We start from the raw sequence: 26,290 nt of genomic DNA, 5'->3' as shown, positions 1-26,290 counted from the left end.
CCTCCTACTTGACGAAGGGGTTGGCGAACAGCACCAGCAGCGCGATCACCAGGCAGTAGATCGCCATGGTCTCGATCATCGCCAGGCCGACGAACAGGGTGCGCGAGATGGTGCCGGCCGACTCCGGCTGGCGCGCGATGGCGTCGAGCGCGGCGGCCACCGCCCGGCCTTCGCCGAGCGCGGGGCCGATGGCGCCGAAGGAGACGGCGATCGCCGCCGCCAGAATGCTGATCTGTTCCGTGGTCATGTCATGCTCCTTGGGGTTTGCCGGGCGCGCCGCCCGGCCGGCCGTCCTGGCCCTCGCTCACCGCGGCGCCGATGAACACGCAGGCGAGGATGGCGAAGATGTAGGCCTGGATCGCGCCGGTCAGCAGATCCAGCGCCATCAGCGGGATCGGCACCAGCAGGCCGGCCAGCGACAGCAGGATGCCGATGATGAACACGCCGCTCATCACGTTGCCGAACAGGCGCACCGTCAGCGACAGGGTGCGCGTGAGCTGCTCGACCAGGTTCAGCGGGATCATCGCCCAGCTCGGCTCGGCGAAGCTGCGCAGGTAGCCGGACAGGCCGTTGGCGCGCACGCCGTGGTAGATCGTGGCGCCCAGCACGATCAGCGCCAGCGCGGCGTCGGTCTCCAGGTGGGCGGTGGGCGGCTCCACGCCGGGCAGGGCGCCCGACCAGTTCGCCGCCAGGATGAAGACCAGGATGGTGCCGACCAGCGCGCGGTAGGGCGCGGGGTCGGCGTGCATCACGTCGGCGATCTGGCTGTCGATGGCGCCGGCCACCAGTTCGGCAGCGGCCTGCACCCGGCCCGGGCGCAGCGCCAGGCGGCGCGTCAGCAGCACCGAGAAGATCGTCAGGACGGCCATGATCGCCCAGGTGGCGACCACCGGCTGCGTGACCGGCACCGGACCGATGTGGAACAGCGGCTCGATCTGCAGCGGCGAGCGCATCATTCCGCCCTCCGGTGCCGCGCCATCACCAGGCCCCGGCCGGCGAGGATGCCGGCGGCGGCGGCCAGCAGCGGCAGCGCGCCGGCCTGCGCCACGGCGAAGAGGAAGCCGCCCGTCAGCGCGAGCCGTGCGAACTGGAGCAGCAGCGCCCGTGCAGCCCTGCCCTGGACGAAGGCATCGGCCGCACGGCCGAGCGTGCGGAAGTGGATGAAGCCCATCACGCAGCCGGTAACAAATGCCACCAGGGCCAGCACGGCAGGCGGCTGAGCGAGTAAGAGTCCGTTCATCGGTTCACAGGTTGCGGTGCATCCATTTCCATGCCGACCAGAAGCCGACGCCGGCGCCCACCAGGAGCAGCGGCGCGGAGAAGAAGATGCCGGTGGAGAAGCGGTGGTCCAGCCAGCGGCCGAGGAACAGCCCGAGCAGCGCCGGCACCACCACCATCCAGCCGAGGATGCCGATCTGGCCCAGCCGCGCGCCGAGCGAGGGCTCGGGGTCCTCGGCCCCGCGGCGCGTGCGCTCGGCCTCGGTGCGCGCGGCCTGTTCCAGCCGGTCCCGGGGGGCTGCGGCGTTCACGGGACTGCCTTCGCCCGTACGGGCTGCGGTGCGCGCCTCTTCGGGCGGCCGGGCGCGGTTCATCCCGGCCCGCCTTCGAACAGCTGCTCGGCGACCGCGGCGCCGTCGCCGCGGCCCGGCACCAGGTAGCGCATCAGCTGCCGCACCGCACGCGCATGGAGCTGCATCTGCGCCACGCGGGCCCGGCGGTCGACGTCGGCCTGCTCGGCATTGGCCGCGGCGACGTCCGACGGCAGCGCCGCCAGCTGGTCGCCGAGCACCGCCTGGCGGCAGGCGATGGCCGCGTGGGTGCCGCCGGCCATCGTGAACACGCCGCCGCGCACCGCGCAGAAGCGCTCCGCGCCGCCCGCCTCGCGCCAGCGCACCACCGAGGGCACCAGCACCGTCAGCAGGTCGGCATGGCCCGGCAGCACGCCGAAGCTGCCGCTCGCGTCGCGGGCGCGCAGGGCGAGCACGCCGTGCGCGTCGACCACCTGCCGCCCGGGGGTGGAGATCGACAGGTGCAGGGTGCGTTCGGGCATCAGCGCGGCTCCAGGGTTCCGGGCCGGTTCACGCGGCGGCGGCCCGGGCCGCCGCCTGCTCCTTGGCGCGCGCCTCGTCGAGCGTGCCGACCATGAAGAGGGAATCCTCGCGCCAGCCGTCGCATTCGCCGTCGAGGATGGCGCGGCAGCCGGCGATGGTGTCGGCCAGCTTGACCGAGGCGCCCGGCGTGCCGGTGAAGGCCTCGGTGACGGTGAAGGGCTGGGTCAGGAAGCGCTGCAGCCGGCGTGCGCGCTCCACCATGCGCCGGTCCTCCGCGCCCAGCTCGTCCATGCCGAGCAGGGCGATCACGTCCTGCAACTCGCGGTAGTGCTCGATGGCGCGGCGCACGTCGATGGCGGTGCGGGCGTGTTCCTCGCCCACGATCAGCGGGTCGAGCAGTACCGAGGACGAGGCGATCGGGTCGATGGCCGGGTACATGCCCTCGGCCGCCATCGCGCGCGACAGCACCACCATCGAGTCGACGTGGGCGGCGATGGTGGTCACGGCCGGGTCGGTGAAGTCGTCGGCCGGCACGTAGACCGCCTGGATCGCCGTGATGGCCGCGCCGCCCACGGAGGCGATGCGCTCCTGCAGCGCGGCGACCTCGCTGGCCAGCGTCGGCTGGTAGCCCACCCGCGAAGGCAGGCGCCCGAGCAGGCCAGAGACCTCGGCCCCGGCCTGCACGAAGCGGAAGATGTTGTCCATCAGCAGCAGCACGTTGCGGTGCTCCTGGTCGCGGAAGTGCTCGGCGATGGTCAGCGCCGTCATCGGCACCCGCCAGCGCGCCCCGGGCGGCTCGTTCATCTGCCCGTAGACCAGCACCGTGCGTTCCAGCACGCCGGAGCCGCGCATGTCCAGCAGCATCTCGTGCCCCTCGCGCGAGCGCTCGCCCACGCCGGCGAAGACCGAGATGCCCTGGTAGCCGGCCACCATGGCGTGGATCAGCTCCATGACCAGCACCGTCTTGCCCACGCCGGCACCGCCGAACATCGCGGCCTTGCCGCCATGGGCGAGGGGCGTCAGCAGGTCGATGGCCTTGATGCCGGTGCGGAACAGCTCGCTGGTACCGCTCTGCGCGGAAAGCGGCGGCGGCGCGCGGTGGATCGGCGCGCGCGGCGTTAGCACGGGCAGCGGGCCGCCGTCGTCACCGGTGTCGCCGGCGACGTCGAGCAGGCGGCCGAGCACGGCGTCGCCCACCGGGGCCGTCAGCGGCCCGCCTTGCGCCCGCGCCGGGTCGCCGCGCCGCAGGCCGGAGGTGGCCTGCATCGCGATGCAGCGCACCGTGGCCTCGTCCAGGTGCGCCTGCACCTCGGCCAGCACCCCCGGTGCGCCGTCGGCACCGATGCGGATGGCTTCCTCCAGCGCCGGCAACTGGCCGGCCGCGAAGGCGACGTCGATCACCGCGCCGCGGGCGGCGACCACCGTGCCGGCGTGGAGCGTGTCGGAAAGGGGCTTGGGGTGCACGGAGGAAGGGCGGCTGGGCCTAGGCTGCGCGCCTGGCGTCCGGATGGGGGGACGCCAGCAGGAAGGAGACGGGAAGACCGGCCACCCGTTCACGATACAGCTTCGCGGGCGCACGTTGGGCGAACGGTGCTGCTCGCGGCACGGATCCTGATGCGGACTTGATCCTGATCAATCGGCGGTGGTGGACCGGGGACATGGGCTTGGTCGGACTCCGGCATCCGGCGGCAGTTCCTGCGGCCTCTCGTCACCCGAGCCTGGAATACGCCGGCGCCGGGAGGCATTCTTCGGCCGGCATGCGGGATGAGCCAGCCGCTCTCGAGGCCCCCCTGGGCGGGTGCAACGGCGTCGCTGCCCGCCGGGCCACGCGGGCGGTCAGACCGGCGTCTTCAGCGGCTGGCCCGCGAAGAACGCGGTCAGGTTCTCCAGTACCAGCGTGACCGAGGCCTGGATCGCCTCCGGCGAGCGGCCGGCGATGTGGGGCGTGATCACGACGTTGGGCAGGTCCAGCAGTTCGGCCGGCGGGGTGGGTTCGCTCTCGTAGACGTCGATGCCGGCCGAGGCGATGCGGCCTTCGCGCAGCGCGGCCGCCAGCGCCGCCGTGTCCACCACGCTGCCGCGCGCGATGTTGACCAGCGTGCCCCGGGGGCCCAGCGCGTCCAGCACCTCGGCGTTCACGAGGTGGCGCGTGGCTGCGCCGCCGGGCGTGGCCACGACCAGCCAGTCGCACCACTGGGTCAGCGCGCGCGGGCTGTCGAAGTACGTGTGCGGCAGCTCCGCCCTGGGCGTGCGGCTGTGGTAGCCGACGGCCATGTCGAAGCCGGCCGCGCGCCGGGCGATCTGGCGGCCGATGTCGCCCATGCCCAGCAGGCCCAGGCGCTTGCCGCCGACGGTGGGCGTGTAGAACTCCAACTGGTCGCGCCACAGGCCCTGGCGCACGCCGCGGTCGAGCTGCACGATGCCGCGCACCGCGGCCAGCAGCAGGCCGAAGGCATGGTCGGCGACGCAGGCGGCGTTGCTGCCGGCCGCGTTGGCCACGGCGATGCCGCGTGCCTTGGCCGCCGCCACGTCCACCAGCTCGTAGCCCACGCCCAGCGTGTGCACCAGCTGCAGCGCCGGCAGCGCGGCGATCTCGGCCGCGGTCAGGCCGATGGTGCCGATGGTCAGCACCGCCCGGATGCGCGCGCCGTGCGTGGCGATGGCCTCGGCGCGGCGCGCCGGGTCGGCGGCCTCGATGACGTCGAAGCGGTCGCGGAACTGCTGCATGTAGCCGGCCTGCAGCGGGCACAGTACGAGCAAGGGGATGGAGGCGGGCATGGGCGATGGACGGAGCGTCGGCGGCGTTCGGGAGAAACGGTGCCGCAGTCTACGCTCAGGCGTACGGTGCCACCGCGCCGAGCACGACCTCCTGCAGCAGCGCGCGCGCCACCTTCTGCGTCTCGGTCGCCGGCCGGCGCGTGGAGCGCACCAGCGTCAGCTGGCTGATCGGCCGCGGCGAGTGCAGCTTGCGCACCACCAGCGTATCGGCATGGTCGAAGTTGGCCAGCGTGTAGGCCGGCAGCACGGCGTGGCCGAAGCCCTCGCGCACCAGGCTCAGGATGCCGTTCAGGCCGTCGACCTCCATCGCGATGCGCAGCTGGCAGCCGATGCGCATGGTCTCGGTCTCCAGCAGCAGGCGGAAGGCGTTGGGCCGGCTCGGCAGGATCAGCGGCAGCGCCGCCACGTCCTTCAGCGCCACGGCGGTGCGCGCCTTGCCGGCCTTCGGGGCGGCGAGGGCGCCCGGCAGCATGCTGCGCTGCGAGATCAGCACCAGCTCCTCCTCGTGCAGCGTGGTCTGCTCCATCTCGGGCGAGCGTTCGGGGTTGTAGAGCAGGGCCATGTCGAGGTTGCCCATGCGCAGTGCGTCGACCATCACGATCGAGAAGCCCTCGCTGAGCGTGAGCTGGGCATGCGGCAGCTTGTCGCGGAAGGCGCGCGTCAGCGGCACCGTGATCAGCCGGGCCAGGCTGGGCGGCAGCCCGATCGACACGCGCCCGGCGCGTGCGCCGCGGGCCGCGCCCAGTTCCTCGCGCGCCACCGCCACCTGGTGCAGGATGCCGCGGCCGTGCTCCAGCAGCAGCTTGCCGGCCTCGGTGGGAACGGCGCCGCGGCCGTTGCGCGTCAGCAGGTTCTGGCGCAGCTCCACCTCCAGCAGGCGGATCTGCCGGGAAAGCGCCGGCTGCGCCACGTCCAGCGCGATGGCCGCGCGCGTGAAGCTGCCCAGCTCGGCCACGTGCACGAAGTACTCCAGCTGCTTCAGGTCCATGTCTGTAGTTTATGGAATATCGAAAACAAAGCTATTCCATTCCTGTCTAGCTGATAGCGTCGTCGCGAACTTGGCGCTGCCTGGGCGAACGCGCAGAATGCGCCCGCAGCACCGCACAACACGAGGAGCACCATGAGGCGCGAGACCCCCCTGATCATCGACGTGCACGGCCACTACACGACCCGGGTTTTCAGCCACCGGGCGTGCTGATCCAGGCCCAGGGCATCCCCGTCGCGGGCCCGTTGCCTTCAGTCGTCGTACCCGCTCCCAGCACGGCGGTCCGAGGCACAAGCTGCACCAGAAACCGAGAGACAATCAATGACGACACTACAGCCAGCCAATGCCGGTCCGGGCCGCCTCAGCGTACAGACGCTGCTGAACGCGCATCCGTTCTCGGGCTTCCAGTGGGTGATCTTCGCCCTGTGCTTCCTGATCGTGCTGATCGACGGTTTCGACACCGCGGCGATCGGCTTCATCGCGCCCTCGCTGATCAGCGAGTGGGGCATCGACAAGTCGCACCTCGGGCCGGTGCTCAGCGCGGCGCTGTTCGGCATCGCCTTCGGGGCGCTGAGCGCCGGGCCGCTGGCCGACCGCCTGGGCCGCAAGAGCGTGCTGACGGTGGCGGTGATCCTGATGGGCGCGGCCTCCATCGTGTCGGCCATGGCCTCGTCGCTGACCGAGCTGTCCATCTGGCGCTTCATCACCGGCCTGGGCCTGGGCGCGGCGATGCCCAACGCGGTGACGCTGATGAACGAGTACTGCCCCGACAGCAAGCGCTCCTTCATCACCAACGCCATGTTCTGCGGCTTTCCCGTGGGCTCGGCCTTCGGCGGCTTCTTCGCCGCGTGGATGATCCCGCACTTCGGCTGGCGCAGCCTGCTGATCCTGGGCGGCGTGGTGCCGCTGGTGCTGGCGGCGCTGATGCTGGTGGCGCTGCCCGAATCGGTGCGCTTCATGGTCGCCCGGCGCTATCCGGCCGAGCGCATCCGCCAGGCGCTGGCGCGCATCACGGGCCAGGCGGTGCAGGCCACGGACTTCGTGCTGGAGGAGGGCGCCGCGGCCGCCGGTGCGGCCAGCGGCCCGCGCGGGCTCCGGCTGGTGTTCTCGGGGCGCTTCATCGTGGGCACGCTCATGCTCTGGACCGCCTACTTCATGGGCCTGGTCATTGTCTACGGCCTGGTCAACTGGATGCCGGTGCTGTTCAAGGAGGCGGGCATCGATTCCAGCCAGGCCGCGATCATCGCCGCGCTGTTCCAGCTCGGCGGCTTCGGCGCCATCTTCTTCGGCCTGCTGATGGACCGCGGCAACGCCAACATCATCATCGCCTGCGGCTATTTCCTCACCTGCCTGGCCGTGATGCTGATCGGCCAGGTGCTGGGCTCGGGCGTGGCGGCGCTGGTCGCGGCGGTGTTCGTGGCCGGCCTGCTGATGAACACCTCGCAGTCGTCCATGCAGGCGCTGGCGGCCGAGTACTATCCGACGGCGGGCCGCGCCAGCGGCGTGGCGTGGATGCTGGGCATCGGCCGCTTCGGCGGCATCGCGGGCTCGTTCCTGGTGGCGGAGCTGGCGCGCCGGCACCTGGAGCTGTCCTCGGTGTTCCTCATCGTCGGCATTCCGGGCCTGATCGCCGCACTGGCGCTGCTGGTCAAGAACAAGGTCGCCGGCCCGTCCCACGGCGCCCGGCCGGGCGGCCACTGAGCCAGGTTTCAGCAAGGTCTTTTTCGCTTCCCCCTTCCCGCACCAACGCACAACCCGAGGAGCAACATGAGCCGCGAGAACCCCCTGATCATCGACGTGCACGGCCACTACACGACGGCGCCCAAGGCGCTGGAGAACTGGCGCAACCAGCAGATCGCCGGCATCAAGGACCCGGCCGCGATGCCGAAGGTCGCCGACCTGAAGATCAGCGACGACGAACTGCGCGAGAGCATCGAGCTGAACCAGCTGGCCAAGATGAAAGAGCGCGGCAGCGACATCACCATCTTCAGCCCGCGCGCGAGCTTCATGGCGCACCACATCGGCGACTTCCAGGTGTCTTCCACCTGGGCCGCGATCTGCAACGAGCTGTGCTACCGCGTCTCGCAGCTGTTCCCCGACAACTTCATCCCCGCCGCGATGCTGCCGCAGAGCCCGGGCGTGGACCCCAGGACCTGCATCCCCGAGCTGGAGAAGTGCGTCAAGGAGTACGGCAACGTCGGCATCAACCTGAACCCCGACCCCTCCGGCGGCCACTGGACCAGCCCGCCGCTGTCGGACCGGCACTGGTACCCGATCTACGAGAAGATGGTCGAGTACGACATCCCGGCCATGATCCACGTCAGCACCTCGTGCAACGCCTGCTTCCACACCACCGGCGCGCACTACCTGAACGCGGACACCACGGCCTTCATGCAGTGCCTGACCTCGGACCTGTTCAAGGACTTCCCGACGCTGAAGTTCCTGATCCCGCACGGCGGCGGCGCCGTGCCCTACCACTGGGGCCGCTTCCGCGGGCTGGCGCAGGAGCTGAAGAAGCCGCTGCTGACCGAGCACCTGATGAACAACATCTACTTCGACACCTGCGTCTACCACCAGCCCGGCATCGACCTGCTGACCAAGGTGATCCCCGCCAAGAACGTGCTGTTCGCCAGCGAGATGATCGGCGCCGTGCGCGGCATCGACCCGGAGACCGGCCACTACTACGACGACACCAAGCGCTACGTGCTGGCCACGCCCAACCTGACCGACGAGGACCGCTACCAGGTGTTCGAAGGCAATGCGCGCCGCGTGTTCACCCGCCTGGACGCGGCCCTGACATCCAAAGGCAAGTAAGGAGATCTGACATGTACGAACTCGGAGTCGTCTACCGCAACATCCAGCGCGCCGACCGTGCCTGCGCCGACGCGCTGGCCGCGCTCGGCTCGGCCACGGTGCACGAGGCCATGGGCCGCGTGGGGCTGCTCAAGCCCTACATGCGCCCGATCTTCCCGGGCGCGCAGGTCTCGGGCACGGCCGTCACGGTGCTGCTGCACCCGGGCGACAACTGGATGATGCACGTCGTGGCCGAGCAGATCCAGCCCGGCGACATCGTCGTGGCCGCGATCACGGCCGAGTGCACCGACGGCTATTTCGGCGACCTGCTGGCCACCAGCTTCAAGGCGCGCGGCGCCCGTGCGCTGGTCATCGACGCCGGCGTGCGCGACGTCAAGACGCTCAAGGAGATGGACTTCCCGGTGTGGAGCAAGGCCATCAGCAGCAAGGGCACGATCAAGGCCACGATCGGATCGGTCAACATCCCGGTGGTCTGCGCCGGCATGCTGGTGACGCCCGGCGACGTGATCGTGGCCGACGACGACGGCGTGGTCTGCGTGCCGCGCGAGAAGGCCGCCGCCACGCTGGAGGCGGCGCGCAAGCGCGAGGCCAACGAGGGCGAGAAGCGCGACAAGCTGGCCTCCGGCGTGCTGGGGCTGGACATGTACAAGATGCGCGAGCCGCTGGCTGCCGCCGGCCTCAAGTACATCGACTGATCTTTTTTTAGAGAGAACGAGGAGACTCCTGATGACGAAGCCCATGCTGCGCCGCGTCGCGGCGCTCGGCATTCCGCTGCTCGTCGCCGGGCTGGCGGCCGTCCCGGCCGCCGCGCAGGACGCCAAGTGGCCCACGCGCACCGTGCGACTGATCACGCCGTACCCGACCGGCGGCGGCCCGGACGCCATCTCGCGCGTGCTGGCCGAGAAGCTCGGGCGCAAGTGGGGCCAGTCGGTGGTGGTGGAGAACCGCCCCGGCGGCAACGGCTTCATCGCGATCGACGCCTTCAAGCGCGGCGCCAAGGACGGGCACGACCTGATCCAGCTCGACAGCGTGCACCTGGTGGCCTATCCCTACCTGTTCAAGAAGCTGCCGTACGACCCGGCCAAGGACTTCGACGTGCAGGCCACGCTGTTCAAGGCCTACATGATGATGGTCGTGCCGGCCACCAGCAAGTACAAGACCGTGGGCGACGTCATCGCCGACGCCAAGGCCAACCCCGGCAAGCTGGACTACGGCTCCTGGTCCGTCGGCAACCCGGTGCACCTGGGGATGGAGGAATTCCAGTTCCTGACCGGCACCAAGATGCAGCACGTGATCTACAAGGAAACCTCGCAGCTCTACACGGCCGTGGCCAATGGCGAGCTGCCGGTGACGATGGGCACGGCCGGTACCACGGCGCCGCTGTACAAGGCCGGCAAGCTGCGCTTCCTGGCCGTGACGGCGCCGCAGCGCCTGGCGGCCTACCCGGACGTTCCCACCAGCGGCGAGGCCGGCGGGCCGAAGGACTTCGAGGTCAGCGGTTGGAACGTGATCGCCGGCCCCAAGGGCCTGCCGCAGGCGGTGCAGGACAAGATCCGCGCCGACATCGCCGAGGCCGTCTCCGGCCAGGACGTGCTGGACCGCTACGCGACCTTCGGCTACGTGCCGCTGTCGCTGGACCGCGCCGGCACCCAGACCTTCGTCGCGGCCGAGGCCAAGCGCCACGAAGCCATCATCAAGCGCGCCAACATCTCTCTGGATTGAAGGACAAGGACATGAGCAAAACCACCACCGGACCCTTCGAGAAAACCGCCGGCTGGCTCGACTGGTACACCGGCCCGAGCAAGCCGAAGTTCCAGTTGCCCGCAGGCGCCGTCGATGCGCACTGCCACGTGTTCGGCCCCGGCGCCGAGTTCCCGTACGCGCCGGAGCGCAAGTACACGCCCTGCGACGCCACCAAGGCCGAGCTGTTCGCGCTGCGCGACCACCTGGGTTTCTCCCGCAACGTGGTCGTGCAGGCCACCTGCCACGGTGCCGACAACCGCGCCATGGTCGATGCCTGCAAGGCTTCCGGCGGCAAGGCGCGCGGCGTGGCGACCGTCCGGCGCAGCGTGACGGACGAGGAACTGCAGGCGCTGCACGACGCCGGCGTGCGCGGCGTGCGCTTCAACTTCGTCAAGCGGCTGGTGGACTTCACGCCCAAGGACGAGCTGATGGAGATCGCCGGCCGCATCAGCAAGCTGGGCTGGCACGTCGTCATCTACTTCGAGGCCGTGGACCTGCCCGAGCTGTGGGACTTCTTCACCGCGCTGCCGACCACGGTGGTGGTGGACCACATGGGCCGCCCCGACGTCAGCAAGCCGGTGGACGGTCCGGAGTTCGCGCTGTTCGAGAAGTTCATGCGCGACAACCCCAACGTCTGGAGCAAGGTCAGCTGCCCCGAGCGCCTGTCCGCCACCGGCCCGAAGGCGCTGGACGGCGAGCGCAACGCCTACCGCGACGTGGTGCCGTTCGCGCGCCGCATCGTCGAGCAGTTCCCCGACCGCGTGCTGTGGGGCACCGACTGGCCGCACCCGAACCTGAAGGACCACATGCCCGACGACGGCCTGCTGGTCGACTTCATCCCGCACATCGCGCCCACGGCCGAGCTGCAGCACAAGCTGCTGGTCGACAACCCGATGCGCCTGTACTGGCCCGAAGAAACGAAAGGCTGACGCCATGTCCCTGGACAAACCCTATCTGGACGTGCCGGGCACGACCATTTTCGATGCCGACCAGTCGCGCAAGGGCTACTGGCTGAACCAGTTCTGCATGAGCCTGATGAAGGCCGAGAACCGCGCCCGCTTCAAGCAGGACGAGGACGCCTATCTGGCCGAATGGCCGATGAGCGAGGAGCAGCGCGCGGCCGTGCGCGCACGCGACCTGAACTGGATGATGCGCACCGGCGGCAACATCTACTTCCTGTCCAAGCTCGGCGCCACCGACGGGCTGTCGTTCCAGCAGATGGCCGGCAGCATGACCGGCATGACCGAGCAGCAGTACCGCGACATGATGATCGGCGGCGGCCGCAGCGCCGAGGGCAACCGCTACCAGGGCGAGGGCGGCGACGCCCAGGGCCCGATGGCGCGTTCGGACGCCTGGAAGGACTGGGAGCTGACGCACCAGGAAGCCCTGGCCGCGCAGATCATGGGCGAGCATGCCGCCCGCCAGACCGGCGCTGCCGGCCAGGTCGCCGCGCACGCGCACATCACGGCCTCGGTCTACAGCTCGCACGTGCCGGCCATCGGCGCGGCCATCGACCTGGGCAAGACCGAGGAGCCGTACTGGAAGCCGCTGTTCGCCGGCTACGAGCCGTCCAAGCAGTGGATGCGCGAGAACCTGCCCGACGTGGTGTTCCTGGTCTACAACGACCATGCGACCAGCTTCGACCTGGGCGTGATCCCGACCTTCGCGATCGGCACCGCGGCCGAGTTCGAGCCGGCCGACGAAGGCTACGGCCCGCGCCCGGTGCCCAAGGTCATCGGCCACCCCGAGCTGGCCAGCCACATCGCGCAGTCGGTGATCCAGCAGGACTTCGACCTCACCATCGTCAACGATCTCAAGGTCGACCACGGCCTGACGGTGCCGATGAACCTGCTGTTCGGCTCGCCCGAGGCCTGGCCGGTCAAGGTGATCCCGTTCCACGTCAACGTGGTGCAGTACCCGGTGCCCTCGGGCGCGCGCTGCTTCGCGCTCGGCCAGGCGATCCGCCGCGCGATCGAGTCCTACGACGCGCCGCTGAAGGTGCAGATCTGGGGCACGGGTGGCATGAGCCACCAGCTGCAGGGTCCGCGCGCCGGCCTGATCAACAAGGAGTGGGACAACAAGTTCCTCGACCGCCTGATCGCCGAGCCGGCCGAACTGGCCAAGGTGCCGCACATCGAGTACGTGCGCGAGGCCGGCAGCGAGGGCATCGAGCTCGTGATGTGGCTGATCGCGCGCGGCGCCATGAGCGACGTGGACGGCGGCCCCGCACCCACGCTGAAGCACCGCTTCTTCCACGTGCCCGCGTCCAATACCGCCGTGGGCCATCTGATCCTGGAGAACAACTGACCATGAGCAAAACCATCAAAGTGGCCCTGGCCGGCGCCGGCGCCTTCGGCATCAAGCACCTGGACGGCATCAAGAACATCGACGGCGTCGAAGTCGTCTCGCTGATCAGCCGCGACCTGGAAAAGACCCGCGAGGTGGCCGCGCAGTACGGCATCGGCCACGTCACGACCGACCTGGACGAGAGCCTGGCGCTGAAGGAAGTCGACGCCGTGATCCTGTGCACGCCGACGCAGATGCACGCCGACCAGACGCTGGCCTGCCTGAAGGCCGGCAAGCACGTGCAGGTGGAGATCCCGCTGTGCGACGTGCTGGCGCAGGGCGAGGAGGTGCTGGCGCTGCAGCAGAAGAGCGGCCTCGTGGCCATGGTCGGCCACACCCGCCGCTTCAACCCCAGCCACCAGTACGTGCACAAGAAGATCGCCGCCGGCGAGTTCAGCATCCAGCAGATGGATGTGCAGACCTACTTCTTCCGCCGCACCAACATGAACGCGCTGGGCCAGCCGCGCAGCTGGACCGACCACCTGCTGTGGCACCACGCCGCGCACACGGTGGACCTGTTCGCCTACCAGGCCGGCAGCCCCATCGTGAAGGCCAATGCCGTGCAGGGCCCGATCCACAAGGACCTGGGCATCGCCATGGACATGAGCATCCAGCTGCAGGCGGCCAACGGCGCGATCTGCACGCTGTCGCTGTCATTCAACAACGACGGTCCGCTCGGCACCTTCTTCCGCTACATCGGCGACACGGCGACCTACATCGCGCGCTACGACGACCTCGTGCAAACGCATGCCAAGGGCCCGGAGACGCCGGTGGACGTGAGCCAGGTGGACGTCAGCATGAACGGCATCGAGCTGCAGGACCGCGAGTTCTTCGCTGCCATCCGCGACGGCCGCGAGCCCAACTCCAGCGTGGCCCAGGTCCTGCCCTGCTACCAGGTGCTGCACCAGCTGGAGCAGCAGCTGAACGGCTGAGCGCGCGGCGCTCGCCGGAAAGGCCGCCCGCGCGGGAACGAGCGGGCGGCCGCGCCCGTTCAGCGCGCCCTGCGGGCGACCGGGGCCCTGGCCGCCGGCTTGCGGGCCACCGGCGCGGTGCGGGCCGCCGGAGCGGCCTTCGCCCGGGCCATGGCACGGGGGCGGGCGCTGCCGGCCGGGCGCATCGGCAGGTACAGCGTCACGGCCTGCCCGGCGCGGAACGATGCGGTGGTCTTCACGTCGTTCCAGTCGGCCACCTGCGCGGCAGTGAGCCGGTAGCGCTGCGCGATGCTGGCCACGCTGTCGCGGCGGCCGGCCTTCACGACCGTCTTGCGCGTGACGATCTCCGGCGCCAGCTGCAGCGACGCGTTGTGGACCATCTGCTCGGGCACGTCGCCCATCTTGCCCGAGCGCGGCACCACCAGCACCGAGCCGGCCTTGATCAGCATGCGCGGCGGGATGTTGTTGACGCTGCGCAGGTCGGCCTCGCCCATGCCCACGCGCTCGGCGGCGGCGGCCACGCTCATCGTAGTGGGCACGGTCCACGCGCTCCAACTCGCGTACTGGCCGTGCGTGCGGGCCTCCAGGTTGCGCTTGAACACGAGCGCGTTGTCCCAGGGCAGCAGGATCTGCGGCGTGGCCGCGGCCAGGATCACCTGCTTGTTCACGGCCGGGTTCAGCTCGCGGAAATCGGCCAGCGACACGTCGGCCAGCTGGGCGGCCAGCGCGACGTCGATGTCGTGCGCCAGGTCGACGCTCTGGAAGTAGGGATGGTTCTCGATGACCGGCAGGTCGGCGCTGAAGCGCTCGGGCTGGGCCACCAGGTTCTTGACCGCCTGCAGCTTGGGCACGTAGTAGCGCGTCTCGTTGGGCATGGACAGGTCGGTGTAGCCGGTCGGCAGCCCGGCGCGCTGGTTGCGCGCGATCGCGCGGCTGACGCTGCCTTCGCCCCAGTTGTAGGCGGCGAGGGCGAGGTGCCAGTCGCCGAACATGTTGTGCAGCTTCTGCAGGTAGTCCAGCGCGGCGCGGGTGGAGGCCAGCACGTCGCGCCGGTCGTCGCGGAAGATGTCCTGGCGCAGCTCGAAGTAGTTGCCCGTGGCCGGCATGAACTGCCACATGCCGGCGGCCTTGGCGGTGGACACGGCCTGCGGGTTGAACGCGCTCTCGATGTAGGGCAGCAGCGCCAGTTCCGTCGGCATGCCGCGCACCTCCAGTTCCTCGACGATGTGGAACAGGTACTTGGACGAGCGCTGGGTCATGCGCAGGATGTAGTCGGGCCGCGCGGCGTACCACTGCTCGCGGTCGCGCACGAGGTCGGTGTCCAGGTCCGGCATCGCGAAGCCGCGGCGGATGCGCTCCCACAGGTCGGCCGGCGGCAGTTGCAGCGTGACCCGGCCGGAGCGCAGCTCGGCCGGCGTGATCGGCGACAGCGGCCCGGTCGGGATGATCGCGTGGCCGGGGCCGGCGGGGATGGGATGGCCCTCGACGCGCAGCGTGGCGCCGGTATCGGGGACGGAGGGGGGGAGGACTTGTCGATGTTGGCGCAGCCCGCCAGCACGAGCAGGACCAGCACGCCGAAGGACTTCAGAACGGTCATTTGAATTCGTTTTTCCACTGCCGCAGCGCGGCCAGCACACCGACGGCATCCTGCGCGCCGGCATCGACGGCCCGCGCCGCCTGGGCGACCGCGGGCTCGCGCACGCGCAGGAAGGGGTTGACGCGCCGCTCCAGCCCGATGCTGGACGGCAGCGTGGGCTGGTGCGCGGCGCGGCGGGCTTCGCACTGTGCGGTGTAGTGGAGCAGATCGGCGCTGCCGGGTTCCACGGCGCGCGCGAATTTCAGGTTGGACAGCGTGTACTCGTGGGCGCAGCACACGCGCGTGCCGGGCGGCAGCGCGGCCAGGCGGTCGAGCGATGCCAGCATCTGCGCCGGCGTGCCCTCGAACAGCCGGCCGCAGCCGGCGGAGAACAGCGTGTCGCCGCAGAACAGCACGGGGCTGCCGTCGACGTCGGCGCACCAGTACGCGATGTGGCCGGCCGTGTGGCCCGGCACGTCGATCACCTCGAACGCCAGGCCCAGCGTCGCCGGGCCCGGCGCCAGGCGGTCGCCGCCGGACAGGCGCACGAGCGGCTCGGGGATGTGCTCGCGCGCCGGGCCGAACACCTGGGCGCCGGTGGCCTCGCGCAGCGCCGCCACGCCGCCGACATGATCGGCATGGTGGTGCGTGACTAAAATCGAGCGCAGTTGCAAACCGCAGCGCTGCAGCGCCTCGAACACCGGGCCGGCGTCGCCGGGATCGACCACCAGCGCGGCTTGCCCGTCGTGCAGCATCCAGACGTAGTTGTCGGCGAAGGCGGGCAACGCTACCAGTTCCATGAGCGGTCAAATTATAGGTTTGCACGATTGGTTCGAGACCCCTCCGGGCCGCTACCTGCTGGCCTGGGAGCAGGCCGCCTTCGACACCGCCGTGGCCGACGTGTTCGGCTACCACGCGCTGCAGATGGGCGTGCCGGAACTTGATGGCCTGCGCGCCTGCCGCATCCAGCGGCAGTGGCTGGCCATGGATGCGCCGCCCGGCCCCAGGGCGCCGCGCCGCGCCGCGCTCGTCAACGACTTCGCGGCCCTGCCGTTCGAGGCCAACAGCCTGGACCTGGTGCTGCTGCCACATGCGCTGGAGCTGAGCCCCGACCCGCACGCCACGCTGCGCGAGGTCGAGCGCGTGCTGATGCCCGAGGGCCAGGCGGTGGTCTGCGGCTTCAACGCCGCGAGCCTGTGGGGCCTGCGCCAGCGCCGCGCGCGCGCGATCCGCAGGTTCGGCCTGGGCCAGCTGTACCTGCCGGCCGAGGGCGACTTCATCGGCTACTGGCGGCTGCGCGACTGGCTGCGGCTGCTGTCCTTCGAGGTCGAGTCCAGCCGCTTCGGCTGCTACCGGCCGGCGGTGCGCAGCGAATCCATGCTGGGCCGCTTCGGCTGGATGGACACGCTGGGCGCGCGCTGCTGGCCGATCCTGGGCGCGGTGTACTTCGTCGTCGCCGTCAAGCGCGTGCGCGGCATGCGGCTGCTGGAGGCCAGCTGGAAGAGCCGGCGGGCGCTGGCCAACGCGCCGGTGCCGGTGGCCAACCGGCACCGGCCGCAGCCCCGGCCGGTGGCCGAACCGGCCTGTACCGCGCCCGTCCCACCTGTCACGAGAAGAGGAATGCGTTGAATCACGTCGAGATCTATACCGACGGCGCCTGCAAGGGCAACCCCGGCCCGGGTGGCTGGGGCGTGGTGCTGAAGTCCGGCACGCTGGAGAAAGAGCTGTACGGCGGCGAGCTGTCCACCACCAACAACCGCATGGAGATGACCGCGGTGATCGAGGCGCTGTCGGCGCTGAAGAAGCCCTGCGAGGTCACGCTGTACCTGGACAGCGAATACGTGCTGAAGGGCATCACCGAGTGGATGAAGGGCTGGAAGGCGCGCGGCTGGCGCACCGCCGCCAAGCAGCCGGTCAAGAACGTGGAACTGTGGCAGCAGCTCGATGCGCTGCTGGCCGCCGGCGGCCACAAGATCGACTGGCGCTGGGTGCGCGGCCATGCCGGCAACCCCGGCAACGAGCGCGCCGACGCGCTGGCCAACAAGGGCGTCGACCAGGCGCTCGGCCGCCGATGAGCCACACCTTCCTCTGGCACGACTACGAGACCTTCGGCGCCGTGCCGCGCCGCGACCGGCCGGCGCAGTTCGCCGCGATCCGCACCGATGCCGACCTGAACGAGATCGGCGAGCCGATGATGTGGTACTGCCGCCCCGCGCCGGACTACCTGCCGGACCCGGTTTCCTGCCTGATCACCGGCATCACGCCGCAGCATTGCCTGCAGCATGGCCTGCCGGAGGCGGAGTTCGCCGCACGCATCGAGCAGGCGTTCGCGCAGCCCGGCACCATCGGCGTGGGCTACAACACCATCCGCTTCGACGACGAGGTCACGCGCTTCCTGTTCTGGCGCAACCTGATCGACCCGTATGCGCGCGAATGGCAGAACGGCTGCGGCCGCTGGGACCTGCTGGACGTGGTGCGCCTCACGCATGCGCTGCGCCCCGATGGTATCGAGTGGCCGCAGCGGCCGGCCGAGGAGGGCGGCGGCACCAGCTTCCGGCTCGAACACCTGAGCGCGGCCAACGGCCTGGCGCACGCGGCCGCGCACGATGCGCTGTCGGACGTGCGCGCCACGATCGCGCTGGCGCGGCTGATCAAGACCCGCCAGCCGCGGCTGTTCGACTTCGCGCTGAGCCTGCACAGGAAGGACCGCGTGGCGGCCGAGCTGCGGTTGCCGACCACGCCGCGCGAGGCGCGGCCGTTCCTGCACGTCTCGGGCATGTTCCCGGTCGAGCGCGGCTGCCTGGCGCTGATGTGGCCGCTGGCCATGCACCCGACCAACCGCAACGAGCTGCTGGCCTGGGACCTGGCGCACGACCCGCGCCAACTCGACGGCCTGTCGGTCGACGAGGCCCGGCTGCGCCTGTACACACGGCGTGACGAGCTGCCCCCCGGCGTCTCGCGGCTGCCGCTCAAGAGCGTGCACCTGAACAAGTCGCCGATGGTGGTCGGCAACCTGAAGACGCTGGCGCCGGCCATGGCCGCGCGCTGGAGCCTGGATCTCGACGCGCAGCTGCGCCATGCCGAGCTGGCCGCTGCATTGCCGGACCTCTCGGCGCTGTGGGACGGCCTGCTGCAGCGCGAGCCGCGGGCGGCGCTGGACGTGGACGAGGACCTGTACGGCGGCTTCCTCGGCCCGGCCGACCGGCGGCGGCTGAACCAGCTGCGCGGACTCGCGCCGCAGGCGCTGGCCGGTGCGCGCAGCAGCTTCGACGATGCGCGGCTGGAGGAACTGGTGTTCCGCTACCGCGCACGCAACTTCCCCGACACGCTGGCCGAAGACGAGGCCGAGCGCTGGCAGCAGCACCGCTTCGACCGGCTGATCGAGGGCGCCGGCGGCGCGCGCAGCGTGGACCAGCTGCTGGAAGAACTCGACCGCTGCGGCCAGGACACGGACGCGCGCGGCACCGCGATCCTCGAAGCCCTGCATGCCTACGCCGAGGACATCGCCGCCGACCTGGCCTGACGCCATGGAGCAGTCCACCCATCCGGCGCTTCGCGCATCGCCGCCTCTCGACAGGGCCGCCAGCGGCCTGGGGCGGCCGGATTCCGCGGACACGGCGCCGCAAGCCGCGCTCGCCGATTTCCTGGCCCGCCACCCGCGGTTGCTGGTGCTGACCGGTGCCGGCTGCAGCACCGAGTCGGGCATCCCGGACTACCGCGACGCCAACGGCGACTGGAAGCGCCCTCAGCCGGTGACCTTCCAGGCGTTCACCGGCGACCCCGCCACGCGCCGGCGCTACTGGGCGCGTAGCCTGCTGGGCTGGGCCACGATGGCGCAGGCGCGCCCCGGCGCGGCGCACCAGGCGCTGGCCCGTCTGGAGGCGGCCGGCCATGTGGAACTGCTGCTGACGCAGAACGTGGACGGGCTGCACCAGGCCGCCGGCAGCCGGCGCGTGGTCGACCTGCATGGCCGCATCGACACGGTGGTGTGCCTGGGCTGCGGCGCGCGTTCGCCGCGGGCCGGGCTGCAGCAGCGCCTGGCCGCGCTGAACCCGGCCTTCGCGCAGCTGAGCGCCGGTGCCGCTCCCGACGGCGATGCCGATCTGGAGCAGGCCGATTTCTCTGCCTTCCAGGTGCCGGACTGTCCGCACTGCGGTGGCTTGCTCAAGCCCGACGTGGTGTTCTTCGGCGAGTCCGTGCCGCGCGAGCGCGTGGCCGCGGCGATGGCCGCCCTGGCGCGCGCCGACGCACTGCTGGTGGCCGGTTCGTCGCTGATGGTGTATTCGGGCTACCGCTTCGCGCTGGCCGCAGCCGAGCAGGGCAGGCCGATCGCGGCCGTGAACCTCGGCCGCACGCGCGCCGATGCGCTGCTGGCGCTGAAGGTGGAGGCCTCCTGCGGCGAAGCGCTGGCGGCGCTGGCGCGCCTCGACGCCTCCACGCTCTGACGGCCTTGGCCGTCCGCGCCGCTGAGAGGCACGGGGCTGCCGGGCGGGCTCAGCCGCCGCGGGCTTCGAGCAGCTTGACCGCGACCTGCAGACAACGGTTGGCCGGCGTGGGCACGCCCAGTGCCTCGCCCTGCCGGACGACGTAGCCGTTGAGATGGTCGATTTCGGTGCGGCGTCCACGCGCCATGTCCTGCGCCATCGACGAGTACTGTTCCGACTGGCTGCCAGTGCGCCGCAGCGCGACCCAGGGATCGCCTTGCACATCGATGCCTGCAGCCTGTGCGACGGCAAGGCATTCGCGGACGACGTCATGCATCAGCTCGTCGACACCGGGCGTGCGCAGCAACGGCCCGAACGGCTGGCGCGCGACAGCGCTGAGGGCGTTGTAGGCGCAGTTGACGATGAGCTTGGCCCATTGGGCGCCGGGCAGGTTGTCCGAGAGTTCGACGTCGATGGCGGCGTGCCACAGAAGGCCGGCCACCTCCCGGGCTTCAGGCCGGTCGGGCAGGACCAGCCGGCCGCCGCCACGGTGCTGCACGTGCCCGGGCGCGGGCAACGCGGTGGCAACGTGGACGACGCACGGCAGCGCCGGCCGGCCGGCCGCGGACGCCAGGCGTGCCGCGTTGTCGATGCCGTTCTGCAGGCTCAACAGCGTGCAGCCGGCGGCGAGGTACGGCGCCACTGCCGCGCCGGCCGACACGGTATCGGTGGACTTGACGCAGAAGAGCACGAGTTGCGCGCCTGTGGCCGCGGACACGGCGATGTCGGCGTCAGGGCATACACGCTCGGCGGACACGGCCGTCTCGATCAGCAGGCCGTCGCGCCGGATCGCCTCGACGTGCGCGGGCCGGCCGATCAGCGTCACCTCGTGGCCGGCACGGGCGAGCAGGCCGCCGAAGTAGCTGCCGACCGCGCCGGCGCCGATCACCGCGATGCGCATGACGGTCCGGTCGTGCCGCTCACGGGGCCCGCCTGGGTATCGGCCCCGGCGCCTATGGCGTCAGGGCTCCTTGATGCCGGCATCCCGGATGATCTTCCCGTACTTGGCCAGTTCGCTCTTGACGAACGCCGTGAATTGCGGCCGCGACTCGGTCGAGGTCATCATGCCGGCCTGCTCGATGCTGGTGCGGACCTCGGGCATCGCGAAAACAGCCACACTCTCGGCATGGACGCGGTCGAGGACGGCGGCCGGTGTGCCTGCGGGCGCGAACAGCCCGACCCAGACCGGGAAATCGTATGCCTCCAGCGTCGGGAATTCGGAAACCGACGGAATGTCCGGCGCGACCGGCAGGCGCTCCTTCGTCGACATGCCCAGCGCCGTGAGCTTGCCGGCCTTGACATGGACCATTGCCGGCGGATATCCGGCGAACATCATCGAGACCTGGTTGCCGAGCACGTCGTTGAGCGCCGGTATGACGCCCTTGTACGGTATGTGGCGCAGCTGGATGTCGGCCGTGCGTGCGAACAATTCCATGGTGAGGTGCTGCACCGACCCATTGCCGCCGGAGGCGTAGGTGATCTGCCCGGGGTTCTTCTTCGCGAGGGCCACCACGTCGGAGACGCTGTGCACCGGCAGCGACGGATGGGCGACGAGCATGAACGGAAAGCGCACGGCCATTGCCACCGGCGCCAGGTCCCGGTCCGGCGAATAGGCCATGCGGTCGTTCATGTGGGGCACGAAGACCGTCTCGGCCATCGCGGCCATGAGCAGCGTGTGTCCATCCGGCTCGGCTTTGGCCACGTAGTTGGCACCGATCATGCCGGATGCGCCGACCCGGTTTTCCACCACGACCGGCTGGCCGATCCGCTTGGTGAGCTCGGTCGCCAGCGTACGCGCCATCTGGTCGGCCACGCCGCCGGCTGGATAGGCGACGACAATGGTGACCGGCTTCTTGGGCCATGCCTGGGCACCGGCCGCGAGCGGTGCGCCGAAGAGGGCGGCCGTGCCGAGCAGCAGCGCGGTGCGCCGGGAAGGGAACTGCATGATGTCTCCTGTGCAGGGAAGCCGCCGATGGCCCGTGTGCGGAAGTCTATTGGCGGGGATGCCGGCGGCGCATTGGGATTTCGACAAGCCGGTATTCGCGGTTGTGAAAGGGGGCACACTGCCGGTGCCTCCAGCAGCGTTCCGGACGCAGAACTTTGCGCGGCATTGCCGACGCATCACCTGGGATTTACATGGCGCCGATAGCCTTGCGACATGCCACGCCGGTCAGGATCTGCGGGAGCCGGAGGCAAACAGAAAGGACTTCCATGTTCAAGCGCCGCATTCTTCTTTCCGCCGCCGCGGCTTCGGTGCTCGGCCTGTCCGGCAGCCTCGCCGCGGCCCAGCCGCGCGGACATGACCGTGACGACCGCGATCGGCCACCCGGCAAGGACCGCGACTTCGGCCGTGGTCCTGGTCCGCACCGCGGGCCGGATCGCTGGGACCCGCCGCAGCGTCACGGCCAGTTCCATCCCGACCGCCGAGACGGCCCGCCGCACCGCTGGCAGCGCGGCGAGCGCCTGCCGCCGGCCTACCGCGCCCGCTACTACGTGGTCGACGACTGGCGCGGCCACCGCCTGCAGCGGCCGCCGCGCGGCTACCACTGGGTCCAGGTCGGCGCCGACTACGTGCTGATCGCCATCGCGACCGGCATCATCGCGCAGGTGATCCTGGCGCGCTGAGCGTCAGGGCCGGGCCGGTGCGGGCGGGATGTCCAGCCCGCGCTGCACCGCCGGCCGCGCGACGAAGGCATCGAGCACGCGCCGCACCTCGCGGAAGTCGTCGAAGCCCACCAGGTCGCCGGCGCCGTAGAAGCCGACCAGGTTGCGCACCCACGGGAACACGGCGATGTCGGCGATGGTGTAGTCGTCGCCCATGATCCAGTCGCGGCCGGCCAGGCGGCCGTCCAGCACTTTCAGCAGGCGGCGCGACTCCGCGGCGTAGCGGTCGCGCGGGCGCTTGTCCTCGATGTCCTTGCCGGCGAACTTGTGGAAGAAGCCGAGCTGGCCGAACATGGGCCCGATGCCGCCCATCTGGAACATCAGCCACTGCAGCGTCTCGTAGCGCGCGCCGGCGCCGGCCGGCATCAGCTGCCCGGTCTTGTCCGCCAGGTAGACCAGGATCGCGCCGGACTCGAACAGCGGCAGCGGCCGGCCTTCCGGCCCGTTGGGGTCGAGGATGGCCGGGATCTTGTTGTTCGGGTTCAGCGACAGGAATTCCGGCGACATCTGGTCGTTGCTGTCGAAGGCCACGCGGTGCGCCTCGTAGGGCAGGCCGGTCTCCTCCAGCGCGATCGAGACCTTCACGCCGTTGGGCGTGGGCAGCGAGTACAGCTGCAGGCGGTCGGGGTGCTGCGCGGGCCACTTGCGCATGATCGGGAAAGCCGTCGGTCGGTTCATCGGATGACCTCGCAGGTTGGCGCCCGCGCGCGGCGCGGGCAGGGAATCATCTGGCAGCGTTCGCGTGGAGCGCGAGCCAGCGGCATTGCAGGATGGCCAGCAGCGCGAGCACGGGCAGCGCGAGTTCCAGGATCTCCTCGAGCGCCAGCATCACGTACAGCGCCGCCTGCGGCAGATGCTCGCGCAGGTGCAGCTGCCCCAGCGTTTCGGGCGTGCGGTCCAGCACCTTGGCGAACACCATGGTGCCGACCAGCACGGCCACGGTCGCGACGGGAGCGCTCCAGCGGGCCGGCGGCCCCAGCCATCGACGGCCATGGCGCACGGCCAGCCACAGGCCGGCGCAGGCGATCGGCAGCAGCACCCCCAGCGCGGCCAGGATCTGGTCGAGGGCGCCGTGCAGGTAGAAGCGCGACTTCAGGATGCTGATGCCGAACATGGCCTTGTGCAGGTCGGCCTCCCGCGCGGCCAGCGCCAGCAGCAGGACGCAGGCCGCGATCGTGTCCCGCCTGGGCATGCCGGGCCAGCGCAGCATCGGCAGGGCCAGCACGGCCGCCAGGTAGGCCCAGATCGTCGCCCGCTCGACCGGGCCGTCTTCCTGCAGCAGCCCCAGCGGCACGCCGTGGCCCACCAGCATGCCGACGACCGCGGCCAGCGCCGCGATGCCGAGCGCCAGGTCGAGCGCGAACCAGGGTTGCATCGGTCGGGGCACGACGGGCGGGGCGTCGCATGTGAGCGCGGGAGGAGGCATCGGACGGCCCGCGCATGGCCGCGCGGGCAGGAGAAGGGGAGGCGCAGTCTAGCAAGCCGGCGCCATGAACGATGTCGCCTCTGCGCGCCCCGGCAGGTGCAGCGCCGCGGTCGCGGCCGGCGTCTGGGCCAGCAGCCGGCCGCGGCGGAAGACCTTCATCCGCGTCGCGCGCAGGCGCAGCGCTTCGATCGGGTCGCGCGCCTGCAGCAGCACGAAGCTGGCGTCGCAGCCCTGCGCCAGGCCGTAGCCGTCCAGCCCCATCACGCGCGCCGCATGCTGCGTGACCGCATCGAAGCAGGCGCGCATGCCGGCCTGGCTGGTCATCTGCGCGACGTGCAGGCCCATGTGCGCGACTTCCAGCATGTCGCCCGAGCCCAGGCTGTACCACGGGTCCATCACGCAGTCGTGGCCGAACGCCACGTTGACGCCGGCCGCCAGCAGCTCCGGCACGCGCGTCATGCCGCGGCGCCTGGGGTAGCTGTCGTGCCGGCCCTGCAGCGTGATGTTGATCAGGGGATTGGCGACGACGTGGACCCGGCTCTGCGCGATCAGCGGCAGCAGCTTGCTGACGTAGTAGTTGTCCATGCTGTGCATGGAGGTGCAGTGCGAACCGGTCACGCGGCCGTGCAGGCCCAGGCGCTGGGTCTCGAACGCCAGCGTCTCGATGTGGCGCGACAGCGGGTCGTCGGATTCGTCGCAGTGCATGTCCACCGGCAGGCCGCGCTCGGCCGCCAGTTCGCACAGCTGGCGTACGCTGGCCGCGCCCTCGGCCATCGTGCGCTCGAAGTGCGGGATGCCGCCGACCACGTCCACGCCCATGTCGAGCGCGCGGCGCAGGTTGTCCAGGCCGCCCGGCGTGCGCAGCACGCCGTCCTGCGGGAAGGCCACCAGCTGCAGGTCCAGGTAGGGCGCGACGCGGCGCCTGACGTCCAGCAGCGCCTCCACCGCCAGCAGGCTCGGGTCGCTGGTGTCCACGTGCGTGCGGATCGCCAGCAGGCCGCGGGCGACGGCCCAGTCGCAGTAGGCCAGGGCCCGCTCGACCAGCGCGTCGGCCGTCAGCAGCGGCTTGAGCTCGCCCCACAGCGCGATGCCTTCGAGCAGCGTGCCGCTCTGGTTCACGCGCGGCAGGCCGTAGCTCAGCGTGGCGTCCATGTGGAAGTGCGGGTCGCAGAAGTGCGGCGCCAGCAGCAGCCCCTGGGCATCGAGTACCTCGTGCGCCGGTGCGCGCAGGCCCTCGGCGACTTCGGCGATCCGTCCGTCCCGTACCGCGACGGACATGCCGGCGCGGCCATCGGGCAGGCTGGCGTTGGTGACGAGGAGGTCGAGCATGGGGCGATCAGTCCGGGACGGCAGGGGTGCCGTTCACGGAGCTTCCGCGGGCCAGGCCGCGCGCAGCCGCGCGGCGTAGTCCTGCAGCAGCGCGGCGGGCGGCTCCTGGCGCGGCCAGGACAGCGCCACGCCGTCGCCGTCGTGGCGCGGCACCACGTGCAGGTGGAAATGGAACACCGTCTGGTCGCCGGCGCTGCCGTTGGCCTGCAGCAGCGTCAGCCCCGGCGGATCGAAGGCGGCGCGCACGGCCAGCGCCACGCGCCGCGCGGTCTGCATGACGGCGCCGGCTTCCTCGGCCGTGATGTCCAGCAGCGTCGTCGCATGGCGCCGCGTCGCCACGAGCACGTGGCCGGGGTTGGCCTGGCCGATGTCCATGAAGGCGAGGGTCAGCGCATCCTCGTGGACCTTGGCCGACGGGATCTCGCCGGCCGCCAGCCGGCAGAAGATGCATTGGCCGGGCGGCGAGTGGTCGATGAACTTGGGCATGCAGCAGCTCCCTGGTGGTGGGTGTCGCGCGGCGCGGTGCGCCTACTTGGTGCCGAAGATGCGGTCGCCGGCGTCGCCCAGGCCGGGCAGGATGTAGCCGTGGTCGTTCAGCTGGCGGTCGATCGCGGCCGTGTAGATCGGCACGTCCGGGTGCGCCGCCTGCATCGCCGCGAGGCCCTCGGGGCAGGTCAGCAGGCAGACGAACTTGATCGACCTGGGATTCATCTCCTTGAGCCGCTCGACCGCCGCGACGGCCGAGTTGCCGGTGGCCAGCATCGGGTCCACCACCACGATGTCGCGCTCGTGCATGTCCTGCGGCATCTTGAAGTAGTACTCCACGGCCACCAGCGTCTTCGGGTCGCGGTACAGGCCGATGTGGCCCACGCGCGCGCCGGGCACCACGTTCAGCATGCCGTCCAGGATGCCGGTGCCGGCCCGCAGGATGGACACGAACACCAGCTTCTTACCGTCGATGACCCGGCCCGTGGTGGTTTCCATCGGCGTCTCGACCTCGATCTCCTGCATCGGGACGTCGCGCAGCACTTCGTAGGCCATCAGCGTGGACAGCTCGTTCAGCAGGCGGCGGAAGCTGTTGGTGCTGGCGTCCTTGCGGCGCATCAGCGTCAGCTTGTGCTGCACCAGGGGGTGGTCGATCAGGTGGACGTTGGACATGTCG

General features: G+C 70.7%; 28 protein-coding genes and 2 pseudogenes. 13 read left to right on the top strand and 17 right to left on the bottom strand.

Annotated elements, in window-relative coordinates; translation table 11 throughout:
* Positions 1-4: 4 nt before the first annotated feature.
* The 8 genes from QM782_RS22225 to QM782_RS22190 all read right to left on the bottom strand — a co-directional run bounded on the left by QM782_RS22225 (position 5) and on the right by QM782_RS22190 (position 5,817).
* Positions 5-247, bottom strand: coding sequence for a F0F1 ATP synthase subunit C (locus QM782_RS22225; RefSeq protein ID WP_415205040.1), 243 nt, complete (start codon positions 245-247; stop codon positions 5-7).
* A 1-nt stretch (position 248) separates the two neighbouring features.
* Positions 249-956: a F0F1 ATP synthase subunit A gene (locus QM782_RS22220; protein WP_415205039.1), complete on the bottom strand. Its 708-nt coding sequence runs from the start codon at positions 954-956 to the stop codon at positions 249-251.
* Positions 953-1,207, bottom strand: a complete 255-nt coding sequence (locus QM782_RS22215) for an ATP synthase subunit I (protein ID WP_415205038.1) — start codon at positions 1,205-1,207, stop codon at positions 953-955. Before QM782_RS22215 ends, QM782_RS22220 begins: the two co-directional genes overlap by 4 nt.
* 37 nt (positions 1,208-1,244) lie before the next feature.
* The gene (locus tag QM782_RS22210; RefSeq protein WP_415205037.1) at positions 1,245-1,529 is read right to left on the bottom strand and encodes an AtpZ/AtpI family protein; all 285 of its coding nucleotides are present in this window, start codon (positions 1,527-1,529) and stop codon (positions 1,245-1,247) included.
* A gap of 59 nt (positions 1,530-1,588) precedes the next feature.
* The gene (locus tag QM782_RS22205) at positions 1,589-2,050 is read right to left on the bottom strand and encodes a F0F1 ATP synthase subunit epsilon (RefSeq protein ID WP_415205036.1); all 462 of its coding nucleotides are present in this window, start codon (positions 2,048-2,050) and stop codon (positions 1,589-1,591) included.
* Positions 2,051-2,078: 28 nt separating this feature from the next.
* Positions 2,079-3,515 carry a F0F1 ATP synthase subunit beta gene (gene atpD / locus QM782_RS22200; protein ID WP_415205035.1) on the bottom strand — a complete coding sequence of 479 codons (1,437 nt, stop codon included), beginning with the start codon at positions 3,513-3,515 and terminating at the stop codon, positions 2,079-2,081.
* Between the two features lie 372 nt (positions 3,516-3,887).
* Positions 3,888-4,829, bottom strand: coding sequence for a 2-hydroxyacid dehydrogenase (locus QM782_RS22195; RefSeq protein ID WP_415205034.1), 942 nt, complete (start codon positions 4,827-4,829; stop codon positions 3,888-3,890).
* A gap of 55 nt (positions 4,830-4,884) precedes the next feature.
* Positions 4,885-5,817 carry a LysR family transcriptional regulator gene (locus tag QM782_RS22190; protein ID WP_415205033.1) on the bottom strand — a complete coding sequence of 311 codons (933 nt, stop codon included), beginning with the start codon at positions 5,815-5,817 and terminating at the stop codon, positions 4,885-4,887.
* A gap of 318 nt (positions 5,818-6,135) precedes the next feature.
* On the opposite strand from QM782_RS22190, the gene QM782_RS22185 reads away from it, so the two are divergent.
* The 8 genes and pseudogenes from QM782_RS22185 to QM782_RS22150 all read left to right on the top strand — a co-directional run bounded on the left by QM782_RS22185 (position 6,136) and on the right by QM782_RS22150 (position 13,649).
* Positions 6,136-7,515 carry an MFS transporter gene (locus QM782_RS22185; protein WP_415205032.1) on the top strand — a complete coding sequence of 460 codons (1,380 nt, stop codon included), beginning with the start codon at positions 6,136-6,138 and terminating at the stop codon, positions 7,513-7,515.
* 84 nt (positions 7,516-7,599) lie between these two features.
* Positions 7,600-8,628, top strand: a complete 1,029-nt coding sequence (locus QM782_RS22180; RefSeq protein ID WP_415205705.1) for an amidohydrolase family protein — start codon at positions 7,600-7,602, stop codon at positions 8,626-8,628.
* Between the two features lie 11 nt (positions 8,629-8,639).
* Positions 8,640-9,323, top strand: a complete 684-nt coding sequence (ligK, locus tag QM782_RS22175) for a 4-carboxy-4-hydroxy-2-oxoadipate aldolase/oxaloacetate decarboxylase (protein ID WP_415205031.1) — start codon at positions 8,640-8,642, stop codon at positions 9,321-9,323.
* A 31-nt stretch (positions 9,324-9,354) separates the two neighbouring features.
* Positions 9,355-10,350, top strand: a complete 996-nt coding sequence (locus tag QM782_RS22170; RefSeq protein WP_415205030.1) for a Bug family tripartite tricarboxylate transporter substrate binding protein — start codon at positions 9,355-9,357, stop codon at positions 10,348-10,350.
* 11 nt (positions 10,351-10,361) lie between these two features.
* The gene (locus QM782_RS22165) at positions 10,362-11,300 is read left to right on the top strand and encodes an amidohydrolase family protein (protein WP_415205029.1); all 939 of its coding nucleotides are present in this window, start codon (positions 10,362-10,364) and stop codon (positions 11,298-11,300) included.
* A 4-nt stretch (positions 11,301-11,304) separates the two neighbouring features.
* Positions 11,305-11,673: pseudogene (gene ligA / locus QM782_RS22160) on the top strand (protocatechuate 4,5-dioxygenase subunit alpha); the annotation flags it as partial.
* Between the two features lie 99 nt (positions 11,674-11,772).
* Positions 11,773-12,678 (top strand): class III extradiol dioxygenase subunit beta, encoded by a 906-nt coding sequence (locus tag QM782_RS22155; protein ID WP_415205704.1) that lies wholly within the window; start codon positions 11,773-11,775, stop codon positions 12,676-12,678.
* Between the two features lie 2 nt (positions 12,679-12,680).
* On the top strand, positions 12,681-13,649 hold the full coding sequence (locus QM782_RS22150) for a Gfo/Idh/MocA family oxidoreductase (RefSeq protein ID WP_415205028.1): 969 nt from the start codon (positions 12,681-12,683) through the stop codon (positions 13,647-13,649).
* 59 nt (positions 13,650-13,708) lie between these two features.
* Here QM782_RS22150 and QM782_RS22145 read toward each other — a convergent pair.
* A pseudogene (locus QM782_RS22145) lies at positions 13,709-15,246 on the bottom strand (transglycosylase SLT domain-containing protein).
* A complete protein-coding gene (gene gloB / locus QM782_RS22140) occupies positions 15,243-16,025 on the bottom strand; it encodes a hydroxyacylglutathione hydrolase (RefSeq protein ID WP_415205027.1) in 783 nt (260 codons plus the stop codon). The pseudogene QM782_RS22145 and the gene gloB overlap by 4 nt, the downstream one beginning before the upstream one ends.
* Between gloB and QM782_RS22135 the strand changes: the two genes are divergently transcribed.
* Genes QM782_RS22135 through QM782_RS22120 form a run of 4 tightly spaced genes read left to right on the top strand, consistent with a single transcriptional unit; the run spans position 16,024 to position 19,670 of the window.
* Positions 16,024-16,854 carry a class I SAM-dependent methyltransferase gene (locus QM782_RS22135; protein WP_415205026.1) on the top strand — a complete coding sequence of 277 codons (831 nt, stop codon included), beginning with the start codon at positions 16,024-16,026 and terminating at the stop codon, positions 16,852-16,854. The two genes, gloB and QM782_RS22135, sit on opposite strands and share 2 nt — an antisense overlap.
* A complete protein-coding gene (gene rnhA / locus QM782_RS22130; protein WP_415205025.1) occupies positions 16,851-17,300 on the top strand; it encodes a ribonuclease HI in 450 nt (149 codons plus the stop codon). The genes QM782_RS22135 and rnhA overlap by 4 nt, the downstream gene beginning before the upstream one ends.
* The gene (gene sbcB, locus QM782_RS22125) at positions 17,297-18,748 is read left to right on the top strand and encodes an exodeoxyribonuclease I (protein WP_415205024.1); all 1,452 of its coding nucleotides are present in this window, start codon (positions 17,297-17,299) and stop codon (positions 18,746-18,748) included. Before rnhA ends, sbcB begins: the two co-directional genes overlap by 4 nt.
* A gap of 4 nt (positions 18,749-18,752) precedes the next feature.
* The gene (locus QM782_RS22120; protein WP_415205023.1) at positions 18,753-19,670 is read left to right on the top strand and encodes an NAD-dependent protein deacetylase; all 918 of its coding nucleotides are present in this window, start codon (positions 18,753-18,755) and stop codon (positions 19,668-19,670) included.
* A gap of 49 nt (positions 19,671-19,719) precedes the next feature.
* On the opposite strand, the gene QM782_RS22115 is transcribed toward QM782_RS22120, so the two are convergent.
* Together QM782_RS22115 and QM782_RS22110 are read right to left on the bottom strand one after the other, a co-directional pair.
* Positions 19,720-20,610: a ketopantoate reductase family protein gene (locus QM782_RS22115; RefSeq protein WP_415205022.1), complete on the bottom strand. Its 891-nt coding sequence runs from the start codon at positions 20,608-20,610 to the stop codon at positions 19,720-19,722.
* 60 nt (positions 20,611-20,670) lie between these two features.
* Complete coding sequence (locus QM782_RS22110) at positions 20,671-21,654, bottom strand: Bug family tripartite tricarboxylate transporter substrate binding protein (RefSeq protein ID WP_415205021.1); 984 nt, start codon at positions 21,652-21,654, stop codon at positions 20,671-20,673.
* Positions 21,655-21,920: 266 nt separating this feature from the next.
* Here QM782_RS22110 and QM782_RS22105 point away from each other — a divergent pair, with 266 nt between their 5' ends.
* Complete coding sequence (locus QM782_RS22105; RefSeq protein ID WP_415205020.1) at positions 21,921-22,334, top strand: RcnB family protein; 414 nt, start codon at positions 21,921-21,923, stop codon at positions 22,332-22,334.
* 3 nt (positions 22,335-22,337) lie between these two features.
* Here QM782_RS22105 and QM782_RS22100 read toward each other — a convergent pair whose 3' ends face one another.
* The 5 genes from QM782_RS22100 to upp form a co-directional block, all read right to left on the bottom strand.
* Positions 22,338-23,051: a glutathione S-transferase N-terminal domain-containing protein gene (locus tag QM782_RS22100; protein WP_415205019.1), complete on the bottom strand. Its 714-nt coding sequence runs from the start codon at positions 23,049-23,051 to the stop codon at positions 22,338-22,340.
* 46 nt (positions 23,052-23,097) lie between these two features.
* Positions 23,098-23,748: a hypothetical protein gene (locus tag QM782_RS22095; RefSeq protein ID WP_415205018.1), complete on the bottom strand. Its 651-nt coding sequence runs from the start codon at positions 23,746-23,748 to the stop codon at positions 23,098-23,100.
* A 99-nt stretch (positions 23,749-23,847) separates the two neighbouring features.
* Positions 23,848-25,128 (bottom strand): amidohydrolase family protein, encoded by a 1,281-nt coding sequence (locus QM782_RS22090; RefSeq protein WP_415205017.1) that lies wholly within the window; start codon positions 25,126-25,128, stop codon positions 23,848-23,850.
* Between the two features lie 33 nt (positions 25,129-25,161).
* The gene (locus tag QM782_RS22085) at positions 25,162-25,614 is read right to left on the bottom strand and encodes an HIT family protein (RefSeq protein WP_415205016.1); all 453 of its coding nucleotides are present in this window, start codon (positions 25,612-25,614) and stop codon (positions 25,162-25,164) included.
* A 42-nt stretch (positions 25,615-25,656) separates the two neighbouring features.
* Complete coding sequence (gene upp / locus QM782_RS22080; RefSeq protein WP_415205015.1) at positions 25,657-26,286, bottom strand: uracil phosphoribosyltransferase; 630 nt, start codon at positions 26,284-26,286, stop codon at positions 25,657-25,659.
* Between the last annotated feature and the right edge of the window lie 4 nt (positions 26,287-26,290).

Source organism: Pseudorhodoferax sp. (assembly GCF_047601025.1).
Taxonomy (GTDB): domain Bacteria; phylum Pseudomonadota; class Gammaproteobacteria; order Burkholderiales; family Burkholderiaceae_C; genus Pseudorhodoferax.
This window is presented reverse-complemented; position numbering and strand designations above follow the sequence as displayed.

Coding starts and splice junctions, on each gene's coding strand:
- QM782_RS22115 (WP_415205022.1), bottom strand. CDS start 20,610: ATGCGCATCGCGGTGATCGGCGCCGGCGCGGTCGGCAGCTACTTCGGC.
- QM782_RS22170 (WP_415205030.1), top strand. CDS start 9,355: ATGACGAAGCCCATGCTGCGCCGCGTCGCGGCGCTCGGCATTCCGCTG.
- QM782_RS22100 (WP_415205019.1), bottom strand. CDS start 23,051: ATGAACCGACCGACGGCTTTCCCGATCATGCGCAAGTGGCCCGCGCAG.
- QM782_RS22090 (WP_415205017.1), bottom strand. CDS start 25,128: ATGCTCGACCTCCTCGTCACCAACGCCAGCCTGCCCGATGGCCGCGCC.
- QM782_RS22205 (WP_415205036.1), bottom strand. CDS start 2,050: ATGCCCGAACGCACCCTGCACCTGTCGATCTCCACCCCCGGGCGGCAG.
- QM782_RS22185 (WP_415205032.1), top strand. CDS start 6,136: ATGACGACACTACAGCCAGCCAATGCCGGTCCGGGCCGCCTCAGCGTA.
- QM782_RS22095 (WP_415205018.1), bottom strand. CDS start 23,748: ATGCAACCCTGGTTCGCGCTCGACCTGGCGCTCGGCATCGCGGCGCTG.
- QM782_RS22220 (WP_415205039.1), bottom strand. CDS start 956: ATGATGCGCTCGCCGCTGCAGATCGAGCCGCTGTTCCACATCGGTCCG.
- upp (WP_415205015.1), bottom strand. CDS start 26,286: ATGTCCAACGTCCACCTGATCGACCACCCCCTGGTGCAGCACAAGCTG.
- QM782_RS22165 (WP_415205029.1), top strand. CDS start 10,362: ATGAGCAAAACCACCACCGGACCCTTCGAGAAAACCGCCGGCTGGCTC.
- QM782_RS22120 (WP_415205023.1), top strand. CDS start 18,753: ATGGAGCAGTCCACCCATCCGGCGCTTCGCGCATCGCCGCCTCTCGAC.
- QM782_RS22150 (WP_415205028.1), top strand. CDS start 12,681: ATGAGCAAAACCATCAAAGTGGCCCTGGCCGGCGCCGGCGCCTTCGGC.
- QM782_RS22110 (WP_415205021.1), bottom strand. CDS start 21,654: ATGCAGTTCCCTTCCCGGCGCACCGCGCTGCTGCTCGGCACGGCCGCC.
- sbcB (WP_415205024.1), top strand. CDS start 17,297: ATGAGCCACACCTTCCTCTGGCACGACTACGAGACCTTCGGCGCCGTG.
- QM782_RS22135 (WP_415205026.1), top strand. CDS start 16,024: ATGAGCGGTCAAATTATAGGTTTGCACGATTGGTTCGAGACCCCTCCG.
- QM782_RS22085 (WP_415205016.1), bottom strand. CDS start 25,614: ATGCCCAAGTTCATCGACCACTCGCCGCCCGGCCAATGCATCTTCTGC.
- QM782_RS22155 (WP_415205704.1), top strand. CDS start 11,773: ATGGGCGAGCATGCCGCCCGCCAGACCGGCGCTGCCGGCCAGGTCGCC.
- QM782_RS22190 (WP_415205033.1), bottom strand. CDS start 5,817: ATGGACCTGAAGCAGCTGGAGTACTTCGTGCACGTGGCCGAGCTGGGC.
- ligK (WP_415205031.1), top strand. CDS start 8,640: ATGTACGAACTCGGAGTCGTCTACCGCAACATCCAGCGCGCCGACCGT.
- QM782_RS22105 (WP_415205020.1), top strand. CDS start 21,921: ATGTTCAAGCGCCGCATTCTTCTTTCCGCCGCCGCGGCTTCGGTGCTC.
- QM782_RS22195 (WP_415205034.1), bottom strand. CDS start 4,829: ATGCCCGCCTCCATCCCCTTGCTCGTACTGTGCCCGCTGCAGGCCGGC.
- QM782_RS22225 (WP_415205040.1), bottom strand. CDS start 247: ATGACCACGGAACAGATCAGCATTCTGGCGGCGGCGATCGCCGTCTCC.
- gloB (WP_415205027.1), bottom strand. CDS start 16,025: ATGGAACTGGTAGCGTTGCCCGCCTTCGCCGACAACTACGTCTGGATG.